This window comes from Pseudomonas sp. TE3911, from assembly GCF_054062775.1.
Genome location: NZ_JBSSFP010000001.1, coordinates 2,681,014 through 2,695,452, shown reverse-complemented (window position 1 = coordinate 2,695,452; position 14,439 = coordinate 2,681,014). Strand labels below are relative to the sequence as shown.

The window sequence follows — 14,439 nt, the reverse complement described above, 5'->3', positions numbered from 1 at the left end:
ACCCCTTTGGAATGCGGTCAGTGTGAGAGGGGGCTTGCCCCCGATGAGGCACTCACAGACACCACACACTCCATCAGCCAGCCCCCGGCACATTCGGCCAAAGATCCGCCACCAGGAATAACCGCTCGGCTTCCTCCCAATCCTCGCCGCTCTGCACCATGCGCACGAGCAACTGCGCGGGCGCCATCGGATTGAGCTCCCTCAGCCAATGCTGCATCTGTTCTTCACTCCACACTTCATCCGCCGAGTAGTGCGCCGGCGCCAGCCACGCATGCCGGGGCAATGGTTGCCAGCGACCTGGCGCGCTGGCGCTGACAAAATCCTGCCAATCATGCTGATGCAACCAGCGCCCCCGTAAATGCTGCGGATGGGCGCCGTGGGGCGCTTCGGCCAGTCCAGGCCAGGGATAGAGCAAATACCCGCCGAGCCACAAATGCGCATCGAACTGCTGGATATCCAGCGCCGCCAGTGCTTCGCGGCTTTCCGGACGTGCCGAAATAGGCAATTGATGCTGGGCAAGATGCGCCAACTTGCGGTCCAGTCGGTCATGGCAGCCCGGCCCCAGCCACTGCGCCGGGTTCTCGCCATTACCCGCCTGCGGCCCGAGATAGAGCTTGATCGCCAGTTCCAGGTGATGCACGCCATCGCGGTCGCGCAGCAACATGTCCAACTCACCCAGGGTATGCCCGGCGCGGCGGATCGGCAGGTTGGCGGCGAGCAACTCCACGCCCGGCGCATGCTGCACGGCGAATTGCCAAAGTCGCTCGTAGTACAGGCCCAGGCGGCGAGTGCGGGCCAGGCTTAACCAGTGCTGCAAGTCACGACTGTCCTTGTCCAGTTGCCGCAGCCAGCGTTCCAGACGCTCGGGCGCCTGCACCCAGTCGCTACCGGCCAGTGGATGGCGTTGCGGCCAGGGCGTCTGCGCGAGCATCGGCGGGGCGAGCACCACCCACGCCAGGTCGCGCACCTCAGGGTGACGCAATTGGCGGGGTAAGCTGTGCAGGTCGGGGAATACGGTCATGGTCCGAGCATAGCCTTTTAATGCGGGCGCAGGATGAGCAGAAGCCCTGAGAACCATTGTCATCAAGGCTTGGCGATGACAAAGGATTTTGTCTGAGGCGGCCTTTCGCCCATAATCGTTTCTTTTTTGCCACACCCCATATCCCGCAGGAGCCCCATGGAGCACTTTCGCAATATCGGCATTATCGGTCGCCTGGGCAGTACCCAGGTGCTGGACACCGTCCGCCGGCTGAAAAAATTCCTGCTGGATCGCCACCTGCACGTGATCCTCGAAGACACCATCGCCGAGATTCTTCCTGGCCACGGCCTGCAAACCTCGTCGCGCAAGATGCTCGGCGAAGTGTGCGACATGGTCATCGTAGTGGGCGGCGACGGTAGCCTGCTCGGTGCCGCGCGGGCGTTGGCGCGGCATAACGTACCGGTGCTGGGGATCAACCGGGGCAGCCTGGGGTTTCTCACCGATATCCGCCCCGATGAACTGGAGGTCGAAGTGGCCAAGGTGCTCGACGGCCACTACCTGGTGGAAAACCGCTTCCTGTTGCAAGCCGAAGTGCGCCGTCACGGCGAAGCCATCGGCCAGGGCGATGCCCTCAACGATGTGGTGCTGCACCCCGGTAAATCCACGCGGATGATCGAGTTCGAGTTGTACATCGACGGCCAGTTCGTGTGCAGCCAGAAGGCTGACGGCCTGATCGTCGCCACGCCCACCGGTTCCACGGCCTACGCGCTGTCGGCCGGCGGGCCGATCATGCATCCCAAGCTGGATGCCATTGTGATCGTGCCGATGTATCCCCATATGTTGTCGAGCCGACCGATTGTGGTCGATGGCAACAGTGAGCTGAAAATCGTGGTGTCCAAAGACATGCAAATCTACCCGCAGGTTTCCTGTGACGGGCAGAACCACTTCACCTGCGCCCCCGGTGACACCATCACCGTGAGCAAAAAGGCGCAGAAGCTGCGGTTGATCCACCCGCTGGACCACAACTATTACGAAGTGTGCCGCACCAAGTTGGGCTGGGGCAGCCGCTTGGGGGGTGGAGGCGACTGATGCTCGATCCCGCGCGTAGCTACGACCTGATTGGTGACGTGCACGGTTGCGCTCATACCCTTGAGCACTTGCTCGACCAAATGGGTTACCACAAGCAGGGCGGCACCTGGCGCCATCCGTCGCGCATGGCGGTGTTCCTCGGCGATATCATCGACCGTGGCCCACGCATCCGCGAGGCGCTGCATATCGTCCACGACATGGCCGAGGCCGGCCAGGCGCTGTGCATCATGGGCAACCACGAGTTCAACGCTCTGGGCTGGACCACGCCGGCGCCACCGGGCAGTGGCAAGCAGTTCGTGCGTGAGCACAACCCACGACATGCGCGGTTGATCCAAGAGACCCTGACCCAGTTCGAACACCACCCGGCCGACTGGCACGACTTCCTCGGCTGGTTCTACGACATGCCGCTGTTTGTCGATGCCGGGCGTTTCCGCGTGGTGCATGCGTGCTGGGACGACGGCTTTATCACGCCGCTGCGTGCGACCTTCCCGGATGGCTGCATCGACCAGCACTTCCTGCAGGCCGCTGCCGTCCCTGGCAGTTTTGCCTGCAACGCCTTTGACCGCCTGCTGCGCGGCACCGACATGCGCCTGCCCGATGGCCTGACGCTCACCGGTGGCGACGGTCTGACGCGTTCGTTCTTCCGCACCAAGTTCTGGGAAGACGACCCGAAGACTTACGGCGACATCGTGTTCCAGCCCGACGCACTGCCCGAGCCGGTGGCGCGCACGCCGCTGTCCTCCACTGAAAAAAATTCACTGCTGCGCTATGGCGTCGACGAGCCGTTGTTGTTCGTCGGCCACTACTGGCGCAGCGGCAAACCGGCGCCGATCCGCGACAACCTGGCTTGCCTGGACTACAGCGCAGTGCTGTACGGCAAGCTGGTGGCGTATCGCCTGGATCAGGAAACCCGCCTCGATCCACGTAAATTCGTATGGGTCGATGTTGAGCGGCCCGAGGTCATCACATGAGTACCGTGGCTGTACTGCGCCTGCCCCTGAGTGTCGATCTGGGCGGCTTCGTCAAACTGCTGCAACGCATGCAAGTGCCCCATCGCGTCAGCGAAGAGGCGGGCGAGCAGGTGTTGTGGGTGCCCGAGACCATCAGCGACGACGTGCGCGTGCTGTACCAGCGGTTTCCCGCCGGGGACCCCGACCAGCAACTGGATATCCCTGAACAGGCGCCGATGACGCGTCCGAGTTTTGCCCAGCAAGTGCGTCACAGCCCGGTTACGGCGTCTGTGCTGCTGGCGAGCATTATCGTCGGCGCACTGACCTTGCTGGGGGACAACCTGCAAGCCGTCGCCTGGCTGACGTTTTTGCCGTTCCGCATCCTGGGCGAGTACATCCAATTCACGCCGCTGGCCGACAGTTTGGCGTCGGGGCAGTGGTGGCGGTTGGTTACGCCGATGTTGATCCACTTCGGCATCCTGCACCTGGCCATGAACGGCATGTGGTACTGGGAGCTGGGACGGCGTATCGAAGCACGCCAGGGCAGTGTCAACTTGCTCGGTTTGACCGTGCTGTTCAGCCTGGTCTCCAATTACGCTCAATACGCTTACGGTGGCCCCGGTTTGTTTGGCGGGTTGTCGGGCGTGCTGTATGGCCTTCTCGGGCATTGCTGGATCTTTCATTTACTCTCGCCGAATCCCGCTTATCGCCTGCCCCGTGGCGTGCTGGCGATGATGCTGATTTGGCTGGTGCTCTGCATGTCGGGGCTGGTCTCTATGATCGGCTTCGGCGAAATCGCCAACGCAGCCCACGTGGGCGGCCTGGTTATCGGTTGCCTCACCGGTTTGCTGGGTGGGCTGTACAGCCGCCGCAAATCGTCTATTTGATAAGGAAGAGCCTAATGTCCTCTTTTGCTGAAATGATCGAAAACATTACCCCGGACGAAATCTACGAGAGCCTCAAGCTCGCCGTGGAAATCGGCAAGTGGTCCGATGGCCGCAAGCTCACCGCCGAACAGCTTGAACTGTCCCTGCAAGCGATGATCGCCTGGGAAATCCAGAACCTGCCGGAAGACCAGCGCACCGGCTACATGGGCCCGCAGGAATGCGCGTCCAAATCCGAGCCGGTGGCGAACATCCTGTTCAAGTCGGATGCGATCCATTGATTGAAATTGGTCGCGGTGCAGTCAGCAAAATGTCGGCGCAACTCGGTGAGCCGACCGTTCAATACGCGTTTCGCCTGGGCGAGACCGAGGTGCCGGTCAACCCATTGATCGGTACCCATATCCGCCTGGAGTACCTCGGCGCCATCCATTGCAGCCATTGCGGCCGCAAGACCAAGACCAGCTTCAGCCAGGGTTATTGCTACCCGTGCATGACCAAGCTGGCCCAGTGCGACCTGTGCATCATGAGCCCCGAGCGTTGCCATTACGACGCCGGCACTTGCCGTGATCCAGGCTGGGGCGAGAAATTTTGCATGACCGACCACGTGGTTTACCTGGCCAATTCATCGGGGATCAAGGTCGGCATCACGCGCGCCACCCAACTGCCGACGCGCTGGCTGGACCAGGGCGCGAGCCAGGCGTTGCCGATTCTGCGAGTTGCCACGCGCCAGCAGTCCGGCTTCGTCGAAGACGTGCTGCGCAGCCAGGTGGCCGACAAGACCAACTGGCGTGCATTGCTCAAGGGCGACGCACAACCCGTAGACCTCAAGCAGGTGCGTGACGAACTGTTCGCCTCCTGCGCCGAAGGCTTGGAAAACCTGCAGGAACGCTTTGGCCTGCAAGCCATCCAACCGGTGACCGACATCGAGCCGATTGAGATTCGCTACCCGGTGGAGCAGTATCCGGCCAAGATCGTCAGCTTCAACCTGGACAAGAACCCGATTGCCGAAGGCACGCTGCTGGGGATCAAGGGCCAATACCTGATCTTCGACACCGGCGTTATCAATATTCGTAAGTACACGGCCTACCAGCTCGCCGTGCACCAGTAGAAGGATGCCACCCATGCGCACCGAACAACCGAAGATGATTTACCTGAAGGATTATCAGGCGCCGGACTACCTGATCGATGAGACGCACCTGACCTTCGAGTTGTTCGAGGACCACAGCCTGGTCCACGCGCAGCTGGTGATGCGCCGTAACCCCGAGCGTGGCGCGGGCCTGCCGCCGTTGGTGCTCGATGGCCAGCAGCTGGAGCTGGTGAGCGTGAACCTGGCCGACCAGGAACTGACGGACGCTGACTACCAACTGACTGATAGCCACCTGACCGTGCACCCGACGGCGGCGACCTTTACCCTCGATACCACGGTCAAGATCCACCCGGAAACCAATACCGCTCTGGAAGGCCTGTACAAATCCGGCAGCATGTTTTGCACCCAATGCGAGGCCGAAGGCTTCCGCAAAATCACCTATTACCTCGACCGCCCGGATGTGATGAGCACCTTCACCACCACGGTGATCGCCGAGCAGCACAGCTACCCGGTGCTGCTGTCCAACGGCAACCCGATTGCCAGCGGCCCCGGTGAAGACGGCCGCCACTGGGCGACGTGGGAAGACCCGTTCAAGAAACCCGCTTATCTGTTTGCCCTGGTGGCCGGGGATTTGTGGTGCGTCGAAGACAGCTTCACCACCATGACCCAGCGCGAAGTGGCGTTGCGCATCTACGTCGAGCCAGAAAACATCGACAAGTGCCAGCACGCCATGACCAGCCTGAAGAAATCCATGCGCTGGGACGAAGAAACCTATGGCCGTGAGTACGACCTCGACATCTTCATGATCGTCGCGGTGAACGACTTCAATATGGGCGCCATGGAGAACAAGGGTCTCAATATCTTCAACTCCAGCGCCGTGCTGGCCCGCGCCGAAACCGCCACCGATGCCGCGCACCAGCGCGTCGAGGCCATCGTCGCCCACGAATACTTCCACAACTGGTCGGGCAACCGCGTGACCTGCCGCGACTGGTTTCAGCTGTCGCTCAAGGAAGGCTTCACCGTGTTCCGCGACTCCGGCTTCTCGGCTGACATGAACTCGGCCACGGTCAAGCGTATCCAGGACGTGGCGTACCTGCGGACCCACCAGTTCGCCGAAGACGCCGGCCCGATGGCCCATGCGGTGCGCCCGGACAGCTTTATCGAGATCTCCAACTTCTACACCCTGACTGTTTACGAAAAGGGTTCGGAAGTGGTCGGCATGATCCACACCTTGCTGGGCGCCGAAGGCTTCCGTAAAGGCAGCGACCTGTACTTCGAGCGCCACGACGGCCAGGCCGTGACCTGCGACGATTTCATCAAGGCCATGGAAGACGCCAACGGCGCCGACCTGAGCCAGTTCAAGCGCTGGTACAGCCAGGCCGGTACACCGCGTCTGGCGGTGAGCGAGTCGTACGATGCCGCGGCGAAGACCTACAGCCTGACCTTCCGCCAGAGCTGCCCGGCAACCCCGGACAAGGTCGAGAAACTGCCGTTCGTGATTCCAGTTGAGCTGGGCTTGCTGGACGGGAAGGGCGCCGGTATCGCCTTGCGCCTGGTCGGTGAAGCAGCGGCGGGTGGTACGTCCCGCGTGATTTCGGTGACTGAGGCCGAGCAGACGTTCACGTTTGTCGACATCGCTGAACAGCCGTTGCCGTCGCTGCTGCGTGGCTTCTCTGCGCCGGTGAAACTGAGCTTCCCGTACAACCGCGATCAGTTGATGTTCCTGATGCAGCACGACAGCGACGGCTTCAACCGCTGGGATGCCGGCCAGCAACTGTCGGTGCAGGTGTTGCAGGAACTGATTGGCCAGCATCAGGCGGGCCAGGCGCTGAAAATGGATCAACGCCTGATCGACGCGCTGCGTACGGTACTGAGCGACGAAAGCCTGGACCAGGCGATGGTCGCGGAAATGCTCTCGTTGCCGGGCGAAGCCTACCTGACAGAAATCAGCGAAGTGGCGGATGTGGATGCGATCCACGCCGCACGCGAATTTGCACGCAAGCAACTGGCCGACAACCTGTTCGAAGGGCTGTGGCTGCGTTATCAGGCCAATCGCGACCTGTCCAAGCAAACCCCATATGTGGCAGCGGCCGAGCACTTTGCCCGTCGCGCCTTGCAGAACATCGCCCTGTCGTACCTGATGCTCAGCGGCAAGCCTGAGGTGTTGGCGGCCACCCTGGAGCAGTTCGATACCAGTGACAACATGACCGAGCGTCTGACCGCGCTGGCGGTGCTGGTGAACTCGCCGTTCGAGGCGGAAAAAGCCCAGGCGTTGGCGGTGTTTGCCGAGAACTTCAAGGACAACCCGTTGGTGATGGACCAGTGGTTCAGCGTGCAGGCTGGCAGCACCTTGCCGGGCGGGCTGGCGCGGGTCCAGGCGTTGATGGAGCACCCGGCGTTCACGCTCAAAAACCCGAACAAAGTGCGTGCACTGATCGGCGCCTTTGCCGGGCAGAACCTGATCAACTTCCATGCGGCGGATGGCTCCGGCTACCGTTTCCTGGCGGATCTGGTGATCCAGTTGAATGGCTTCAACCCGCAGATTGCGTCGCGCCAGTTGGCGCCGTTGACCCGCTGGCGTAAATACGACAGCGCGCGACAGGCGCTGATGAAGGCCGAGCTGGAGCGCATTCGTGGTTCGGGCGAGCTGTCGAGCGATGTCTTCGAGGTGGTCAGTAAGAGCCTTGCGTAAGTTCGAAGTTTAAGAAAACGGCCTGTCAGGAGTGCGTGCATGACTTTCGACTCGCCTCTCGCTGCCTATCAACACGCCATCGCCCAACAGGGCTTCGTCGCTGACGACGCCCAGCGGCGGGCGGTGGATGCCCTTCAAGCCTGTCATGAGGCTCTGCACCAAGGGCGTGCGCCGGTCACCGGTGTCTACCTGTGGGGGCCGGTGGGTCGGGGCAAAACCTGGTTGATGGACCAGTTCTACCAGAGCCTGCGAGTGCCGGCGCGGCGTCAGCACTTTCATCACTTCATGGGGTGGGTGCATCAGCGTTCATTCGAGCTTACTGGCACCGCCGACCCGTTGCAGGCCCTGGCGCGAGAGCTGAGCCAGGCAGTGCGCGTACTTTGCTTTGACGAGTTGTTCGTCAATGACATCGGGGACGCGATTATCCTGGGTCGGTTGTTCCAGGTGATGTTCGAGGAAGGTGTGGTGATGGTCTGTACCTCCAACCAGCCTCCCGACCAACTGTATTCCGATGGCTTCAACCGCGAACGGTTTTTGCCGGGTATCGCAGCGATCAAGCAGCATATGCGGGTGGTGGCGGTGGACGGCGGTGAAGACCATCGTTTGCATCCAGGTGTCGGCATGCAGCGTTATTGGGTGAATCAGCCCGAGGCGCTTGCGGCTGTCTTCACGCAATTGGCAGAAGGGCAGGTGGTGAGCCACGAGCCGGTCGTTGTCGGTCACCGTAGCATTGTGACGGTGCGGTCCAGTGACAGCGTGCTCTGGTGTCGTTATGCCGACCTGTGCGAACAACCCTTGGCCGCTATGGACTTCATGCTGCTGTGTGATCGCTTCAAGGCGATTTTACTCGGCGAGGTGCCTGACCTGAGTGCGCAGCAGCGCCCGGGCCGGATTGCCCGAGGCACCGAAGACGGCGCCCAGCGGGTGGTGGCGGGTGATCGCGAATTGCCGCAGTTGTCGGTGCACGACGACAGCGTGCGTCGGTTCATCGCCCTGGTGGATGAGTGCTACGACCGCAAGGTGCCCCTGTTCATCGAGGCCCGAGTGCCGCTGGAGCGCCTCTATACCCAGGGCTACCTGGAGTTTCCCTTCCGCCGCACCCTGAGCCGGCTGCAGGAGATGCAATTGCAGCGTTTCGGCTAAGGCGTGCAGGGCAACCTCCGAAATCTGCCGCCAGCGCTTTTTCGTCGGCATGAACCTCGCGCTTTCTGGCAGATATTTGTAGTTTTTCTCCTTCATCTACCGCCGACTCCACGCTTACAATCGAGCCCCTCAAAGGGAGCCGATTCCCTTGTTGTCGTGATCGAGGAAGGCAATGGAAACCCCAGATATCCTGGTGCTGCAAGCCAGCTACACCAACCCCGTGCACGCTGAAGCCATAGGCCGCGTGCTCAACCACTACGCACAAGACCCCATGGGCGGAAGCCATAGCCTGCCCGCTGACCTTCTAGAGCAACTGCCGGCCGAATTGGCCAAGCGCCCCCATGCCTTCAGTGTGCTGGCGTTCGTCGGTGGCGTGCCGGCGGGGCTGGTGAATTGTTTTGAAGGGTTCTCCACCTTTGCCTGCCGTCCACTGGTCAACATTCATGACGTGGTGGTGATGAATGAGTTCCGCGGCCTGGGCCTGAGTCAGAAAATGCTGCAAAAGGTCGAGGAAATTGCCCGCCAGCGCGGTTGCTGCAAGATCACCCTGGAGGTGCTTGAGGGTAATGCTATCGCTCAGTCGGCGTATCGAAAGTTTGGCTTTGATGATTCAAAGTTTGATCCGGCTCATGGCCGTATGCTGTTCTGGAACAAGCCGCTTTAATAAATAACAGGCAAAAAAGGGCGCCATTAAATGGCGCCCAATAAACCTTTGCCAACGGAGCGGAATGGCCCAGGGTGTTGCGGATTAACTAAACATTAATTAACTCTTCGGTTGTTCCTGATTGGTGGTGCTGGTCTTGGAAGACGTGTCGTCGGCGGATGCTGTTTGCTCGTTAGTGCCGTGAACCTTCTGCTGCATGAAGGTGAAGTTGTTGTAGTACTCCTTCGCGCGCTCCGAGCCATCTTCTGCAAAAGCGGCGGCGGAGGCTAGGGTCATCAGGCTGGCAAGCATCAAAGTCGAGAGTTTCATCGGGGTATTCTCATTAAGTGTGATCGGTTATCCGTTCTGTCCTTGAGCAGATTCATGGGGCGATTTTGCAGCGATCTTATTAAGTGGGAATTAACTCGAGAAACGTCCGAAGTTAACAATTTCGTTAACTTCGGGTTGTGCGCTTTAAAGTCTCCAGTCCAAGGCCAACGTAACGGCGCGCGGATCACCCCAGTACACGCCGTTATAGAAGCCGACACGCTCGTAATATTTTTTATCAAACAGGTTGTTGACGTTAAGCGACGCTGAAACATGGTCGTCGAATTGATAGCGGGACATGAGGTTAACCACCGTGTAGGCCTGCTGCGTGATTTTTGCCCGGGTGGTGATCGGGTCGCCGTCGGTATCGCGCGCACCGGTCGGTCGATTGCTGAAATCATAGAAATCGCTTTGCCAGTTCACGGCGCCGCCGACGGTGAGGTTGCGCCATGTACCCGGCAGGCGGTAAGCGCTGGATACTTTCAGCAGGTTCAGCGGCTGACCCGTGTTATTGCGGTTGCCCGAACCGTTGACCGAATGGGTGTAGGTGTAGCCTGCCGTGAGGTTCCAGTCGGGCATCACTTCCCCGGACGCTTCCAGTTCGAAGCCGTTCACTTTGTTGCCTTTGCCGCCTGACTTGTAATATTCCTCGCCGGTCCTTGGGTTGCGTGGCACCGAGTAATCGCGCTCGGCAACGTTGTCCTGGGTACTCCAGAAATACGCCGCCGCCAGGTTCAGGCGCTCTTGCAGCACACTCCCCTTGATGCCCACTTCGTAGTTGCTGCCCACTACAGGCTCAAGGAATTTCTTGTTGGCATCCTTGAGGCTTTGGGGTTTGAAAATATCGGTGTAGCTGGCGTAGACGGTGTACTCCGGTGTTATGTCGTAAAGCAGCCCGGCATAGGGCGTCCACATGTCGTTGTGGGTCTGGCTGGTTTTGCCGGCGGCGGTCAGTTGGTCGTTGTCGTCGTATCGGGGGGCTGCGCTTTTCAGTTCCCAACTGCCATAGCGGCTGCCCAGTACCGCATGCAGGCGGTCGGTGAGACTCAGTCGCGTGGCCAGGTAGCCGGCCTTCTGTTCCTTGCTGCTGTGTTCGCCTTTGAGGCCGGTGACGGTGTCGCCGAACTTAGCGATCCCGCCCATGTATTTCCAGTCTTCAATGCTGTAGTAGCCGGCTGGGATGTTCTCGCGCATAAACGGCGAACTGTCCCGTTGCGCGGCCTCGCCGTAGCCCATCATCAAGGCGTGTTCGCGGCCCAGCAACTGATAGCTGCCGGCCAGGTTGAGGTCGATGGCTTCCATCCGCGAGGTGCCGCGCATGTGGCTCGCCCAGGCGGTCATGCCGCTGCGGTCGTCGTTGGGGAAACCCGAGCCGCCATAGTAGACCTTGCCATCTGTGTCGCTCTGGCGATGGGTGTAGGCGGCTTTGATATGCCAATCGCCACCCAGTCGATGTTCGAGGGTCGCGAAAGTGGTCTTGTCCGTCAGCGGCCAGGAACTCCAGTGCGCGGCCATGTTTGTGGAGCGCGACAGCCCGGCCTTGCCGCCCTGGCTGTTCCAGTACGGCACGGTGCCCCAGGAAGTGCCCTGGACTTGTTTGTTCTGGTAATCAAAACCTACGGCCAGCACGGTGTCGTCTGACAGATCGCCTTCGAGAATGCCGTAGCCGACCTCCCGCTGTAGCTCATAGTTGTCACGGAAGGATTGGCTGTCGCGATAGGCCAGCACGGTACGCCCGCGCAACTTGCCGTCGAACGCCAGCGGGCCGCCCACGTCCACGTAGCTGTAATAGTTGTCATGGCTGCCCGCGCTTACGCCGGTTTTCGCCTGCCACTGGGCGGTGGGGCGCTTGCGCACCATGTTGATAGTGGCTGAAGGGTCGCCCGCTCCGGTGGTCAGGCCCGTGGCGCCGCGCACCACTTCGATGTGGTCGTAGATGATGGTGTCAGCGTCGGACTTCATGTAGCCGAAGGTGTTGAGCATCCCATCAATCTGGAAATTGGTGATGCCATAGCCGCGAGAGGAGTAGGACACGCGGTCTGAGTCGTTGTGCTGCACGTTGATACCGGTGGTCTGGCGCAGCACGTCGGTCAAGGTATTCAGATTGAAATCGTCCATTTGCTGGCGCGTGATCACCGAAATCGACTGCGGGGTTTCTTTCACGGACAGGTTAAGGCGGGTGGCGGTGCTCATCGAACCGGTGGTGTAGGCACCGGTGTGCTCAGTGGTTGCGCCCAGGCCTTCGGCGGTGATGCGGGTGGCGCCGAGTTCGAGTTGGGTCTGTTCGGGGTCGGTTTCAGCCAGCAGGTCCGGGCTCAGCGCGGCGCTGCACAGGCCGAGCGTGAGGGTCATGGAACGGGTAATTGGCGCGAACATCGCGTGAGACTCCTTGTCGTCTTTGCGGCCACCCCGGAAAGGGAAGGCCTTGGCTCAAAGACGAAAGGAGGAGCGGAACTTTAGGGTTAAACGAGAATGATTGTTATCTTTCTGTTACGAACCCGGCGCTTCCTGGAGCACCACATCGGTCGGGCCAACCTTCTTCGGCTTGATCAGGCTGAAGTCGATCAGGGCCTTCTGCTGGCGCAAGTACGGGTTGCCGATCAGTTGCGGACGTGCTTTGAAACTGTCGCTCACCAGGCTTTTGCTGCGGTCGATTTCATCGGAGCTCAACCCGGCCAGGTCGGCCCAGGTGTGGATCAACTGCGAGCTGGTGTAAGGGCGTTGCAGATCGCCGGCGAAACTCCAGTCATGGCTCTCACGCCATTTCGGCGAGGCATAGGCCATGAAGGGAATGGTGTACATCGGCGCAGTCGGTTTGCCTTCGTTACGTCCCAGTGTGGCGTGGCCGGCGGAGTCGAATACGTCTTCACCGTGGTCGGACAGGTATAGCAGGAAGCCGTTTGGATCGGTCTTGGCGTAATCCTTGATCAGGCTCGACACCACGAAGTCGTTATACAGCACGGCATTGTCGTAGCTGTTGTAGGTGGGCAATTGATCATCGCTGATGCCTGCCGGTACGCCTTGGCGATCGGTGAATTTGTCGAACGTCGGCGGGTAACGGTACTGGTAGCTCATGTGAGTGCCGAGCAGGTGCACCACAATGAACTTGCGCTCCGCTGGATCGGCCAGGGCCTTGGAGAATGGCGCGAGGACGTCGCCGTCGTATTGGCGTGCGTTCTGGTTGCGGTTGTTGTTCAGGTACACCTGTTCGTCGGCCTGTTCGGAAAAGGTCGTGAGCATGGTGTTGCGCTTGGTCATGGTCTGCTGGTTGGTGATCCAGTAAGTCTTGTAGCCGGCCTGTTTCATCACGCTGACAATCGACGGGGTTTTCAGGTACAGGTCCGGGTTCTCTTCATCGGCGAACGTCAGCACCTGTTGCAGCGCTTCGATGGTGTAGGGGCGCGGGGTGATGACGTTGTCGAACACCGCCAGTTGGTCGCGCAGCTTGTCCAGTTCCGGCGTGGTGTTGCGCGGGTAACCGTAGAGGCTCATGCGCTGGCGGTTGGTGGATTCGCCGATGACCAGCACCAGGGTCGAGGGCTGGCCGGCCATGGTGTCCTTGAGATTGGTCAAGGGCGCAATCTGGCTGGCGCTGTCGAGCATGCCTTGCATGTTGTCGAGTTGTTCGGTGTAGCGGCGATAGGCGACGATCATCTGCCAAGGCACGGCAGGCTCGATGCGCGATTCAAAGCGGTCGATGGCATCGTCCAGGGTGTCGCTGCGGGCAATTTGCTTGACCAGCGGGTATCCGACAATGGCCACCAGGATCGCCGTTGCCGCCACCAGGGCTTGGCCGCGCGGCAGGTACACCGGTCGCACGCGGGTCCACAGGAAAACCGCTACGGCGGTGTGGGCAATAAAGGCCAGCACGATCCACCAAGCGAAGTATTGAGTGGCGTATTCACCGGCTTCAGAGATGTTCGACTCGAACATGATGAAGATGACGCTTTGGGAAAACTCCTGCTGGTAGATGAAGAAGTAACCCAGGCTTGCCATGGAGCAGGCCCACAGCACCACGCCAATCAGGGCGGCGAGTAAGCGCGTACGGCGTGGGAAAACGAGCAGGGGGGCGAGCCACAGTGCGCTCATGAAGAACGCTTGGCGAAAACCACTGAAGCCGGACGTGCCGCTGAGCTGGATCAGCAGTTGTGTGATGCCGGAGAAGTACCAGAAAAACAGGAATAGCCAGCCAAGACCGGCCCAATCAAAGCCTTTCGCAGACTTAGTGCTGCGTTCGAACATCGCCATCCAGCGCTCCAACCCGGTAGTTTTTCAATCACGCGCAGGGCTGCGCGCAATAGAGGCCACCCTTGCATTGGGGTGGCCCTTGTGGGCGGGAGTATCGGGAAGTGCGTGTGAAAACTTTGTGAGATTTGTGTAGCCGTTATCTTACAAAGTCATGACAGGGCTCAGCAGAGCGCAGGTTGCGCGCCGTAAGGCTGATCCAGCTGGGCTTGAATGATATGAGCACGCAGGCGCATGACCTCCTGCTGCAACTGCTCGCGTTCGTCTTTCAACTGGCGCAGTTCATCGCGACGGAGCGTGACGTAGAGGGTCTGGGGAGGACGGGTCATCTGTGCAGTGCTCATTGCTTACCTCGCAAATAGCCGGTGTGTCGCGGTGTGCCAGAACGCTTGAGTCGAGG

General features: G+C 60.3%; 13 protein-coding genes. 8 read left to right on the top strand and 5 right to left on the bottom strand.

The annotated features are described in order from the left end of the window. Positions 1-73 precede the first annotated feature (73 nt). Positions 74-1,021 (bottom strand): DUF1853 family protein, encoded by a 948-nt coding sequence (locus tag ACVWXD_RS12310; RefSeq protein ID WP_181643703.1) that lies wholly within the window; start codon positions 1,019-1,021, stop codon positions 74-76. 156 nt (positions 1,022-1,177) lie between these two features. On the opposite strand from ACVWXD_RS12310, the gene ACVWXD_RS12305 reads away from it, so the two are divergent. From ACVWXD_RS12305 to ACVWXD_RS12270, 8 genes are all read left to right on the top strand, one after another. After that, the gene (locus ACVWXD_RS12305) at positions 1,178-2,068 is read left to right on the top strand and encodes an NAD(+) kinase (RefSeq protein WP_032887076.1); all 891 of its coding nucleotides are present in this window, start codon (positions 1,178-1,180) and stop codon (positions 2,066-2,068) included. Beyond that, positions 2,065-3,039 carry a metallophosphoesterase gene (locus ACVWXD_RS12300; RefSeq protein WP_371854021.1) on the top strand — a complete coding sequence of 325 codons (975 nt, stop codon included), beginning with the start codon at positions 2,065-2,067 and terminating at the stop codon, positions 3,037-3,039. Before ACVWXD_RS12305 ends, ACVWXD_RS12300 begins: the two co-directional genes overlap by 4 nt. After that, entirely contained in the window at positions 3,036-3,905 is an 870-nt protein-coding gene (locus ACVWXD_RS12295; protein ID WP_032887072.1) for a rhomboid family intramembrane serine protease, read from the top strand. Before ACVWXD_RS12300 ends, ACVWXD_RS12295 begins: the two co-directional genes overlap by 4 nt. A 14-nt stretch (positions 3,906-3,919) precedes the next feature. Continuing rightward, on the top strand, positions 3,920-4,183 hold the full coding sequence (locus ACVWXD_RS12290) for a YeaC family protein (RefSeq protein ID WP_457371070.1): 264 nt from the start codon (positions 3,920-3,922) through the stop codon (positions 4,181-4,183). Beyond that, entirely contained in the window at positions 4,180-5,010 is an 831-nt protein-coding gene (locus ACVWXD_RS12285) for a DUF2797 domain-containing protein (protein ID WP_032887068.1), read from the top strand. The genes ACVWXD_RS12290 and ACVWXD_RS12285 overlap by 4 nt, the downstream gene beginning before the upstream one ends. Before the next feature lie 13 nt (positions 5,011-5,023). Next, positions 5,024-7,681, top strand: a complete 2,658-nt coding sequence (gene pepN / locus ACVWXD_RS12280) for an aminopeptidase N (protein ID WP_181643702.1) — start codon at positions 5,024-5,026, stop codon at positions 7,679-7,681. A gap of 39 nt (positions 7,682-7,720) precedes the next feature. Continuing rightward, complete coding sequence (zapE, locus tag ACVWXD_RS12275; protein ID WP_260367245.1) at positions 7,721-8,824, top strand: cell division protein ZapE; 1,104 nt, start codon at positions 7,721-7,723, stop codon at positions 8,822-8,824. Between the two features lie 172 nt (positions 8,825-8,996). Further along, the gene (locus ACVWXD_RS12270) at positions 8,997-9,488 is read left to right on the top strand and encodes a GNAT family N-acetyltransferase (protein ID WP_095185912.1); all 492 of its coding nucleotides are present in this window, start codon (positions 8,997-8,999) and stop codon (positions 9,486-9,488) included. 99 nt (positions 9,489-9,587) lie between these two features. Here the strand turns inward: ACVWXD_RS12270 and ACVWXD_RS12265 are convergent, their stop codons facing one another. The 4 genes from ACVWXD_RS12265 to ACVWXD_RS12250 form a co-directional block, all read right to left on the bottom strand. Beyond that, positions 9,588-9,797, bottom strand: coding sequence for a hypothetical protein (locus ACVWXD_RS12265; protein ID WP_095185911.1), 210 nt, complete (start codon positions 9,795-9,797; stop codon positions 9,588-9,590). Between the two features lie 144 nt (positions 9,798-9,941). Then, positions 9,942-12,170 carry a TonB-dependent siderophore receptor gene (locus ACVWXD_RS12260; RefSeq protein ID WP_457371069.1) on the bottom strand — a complete coding sequence of 743 codons (2,229 nt, stop codon included), beginning with the start codon at positions 12,168-12,170 and terminating at the stop codon, positions 9,942-9,944. A 114-nt stretch (positions 12,171-12,284) separates the two neighbouring features. Then, a complete protein-coding gene (locus tag ACVWXD_RS12255) occupies positions 12,285-14,042 on the bottom strand; it encodes a phosphoethanolamine transferase CptA (RefSeq protein ID WP_032887059.1) in 1,758 nt (585 codons plus the stop codon). 161 nt (positions 14,043-14,203) lie between these two features. Next, positions 14,204-14,383 carry a DUF6026 family protein gene (locus ACVWXD_RS12250; protein ID WP_256226376.1) on the bottom strand — a complete coding sequence of 60 codons (180 nt, stop codon included), beginning with the start codon at positions 14,381-14,383 and terminating at the stop codon, positions 14,204-14,206. Positions 14,384-14,439 lie beyond the last annotated feature (56 nt).

What these genes read in the sequence shown, in the direction of transcription:
- ACVWXD_RS12260 (WP_457371069.1), bottom strand. Translation starts at nt 12,170, where the DNA reads ATGTTCGCGCCAATTACCCGTTCCATGACCCTCACGCTCGGCCTGTGC.
- ACVWXD_RS12255 (WP_032887059.1), bottom strand. Translation starts at nt 14,042, where the DNA reads ATGGCGATGTTCGAACGCAGCACTAAGTCTGCGAAAGGCTTTGATTGG.
- ACVWXD_RS12310 (WP_181643703.1), bottom strand. Translation starts at nt 1,021, where the DNA reads ATGACCGTATTCCCCGACCTGCACAGCTTACCCCGCCAATTGCGTCAC.
- pepN (WP_181643702.1), top strand. Translation starts at nt 5,024, where the DNA reads ATGCGCACCGAACAACCGAAGATGATTTACCTGAAGGATTATCAGGCG.
- ACVWXD_RS12295 (WP_032887072.1), top strand. Translation starts at nt 3,036, where the DNA reads ATGAGTACCGTGGCTGTACTGCGCCTGCCCCTGAGTGTCGATCTGGGC.
- ACVWXD_RS12265 (WP_095185911.1), bottom strand. Translation starts at nt 9,797, where the DNA reads ATGAAACTCTCGACTTTGATGCTTGCCAGCCTGATGACCCTAGCCTCC.
- ACVWXD_RS12250 (WP_256226376.1), bottom strand. Translation starts at nt 14,383, where the DNA reads ATGAGCACTGCACAGATGACCCGTCCTCCCCAGACCCTCTACGTCACG.
- zapE (WP_260367245.1), top strand. Translation starts at nt 7,721, where the DNA reads ATGACTTTCGACTCGCCTCTCGCTGCCTATCAACACGCCATCGCCCAA.
- ACVWXD_RS12290 (WP_457371070.1), top strand. Translation starts at nt 3,920, where the DNA reads ATGTCCTCTTTTGCTGAAATGATCGAAAACATTACCCCGGACGAAATC.
- ACVWXD_RS12270 (WP_095185912.1), top strand. Translation starts at nt 8,997, where the DNA reads ATGGAAACCCCAGATATCCTGGTGCTGCAAGCCAGCTACACCAACCCC.
- ACVWXD_RS12305 (WP_032887076.1), top strand. Translation starts at nt 1,178, where the DNA reads ATGGAGCACTTTCGCAATATCGGCATTATCGGTCGCCTGGGCAGTACC.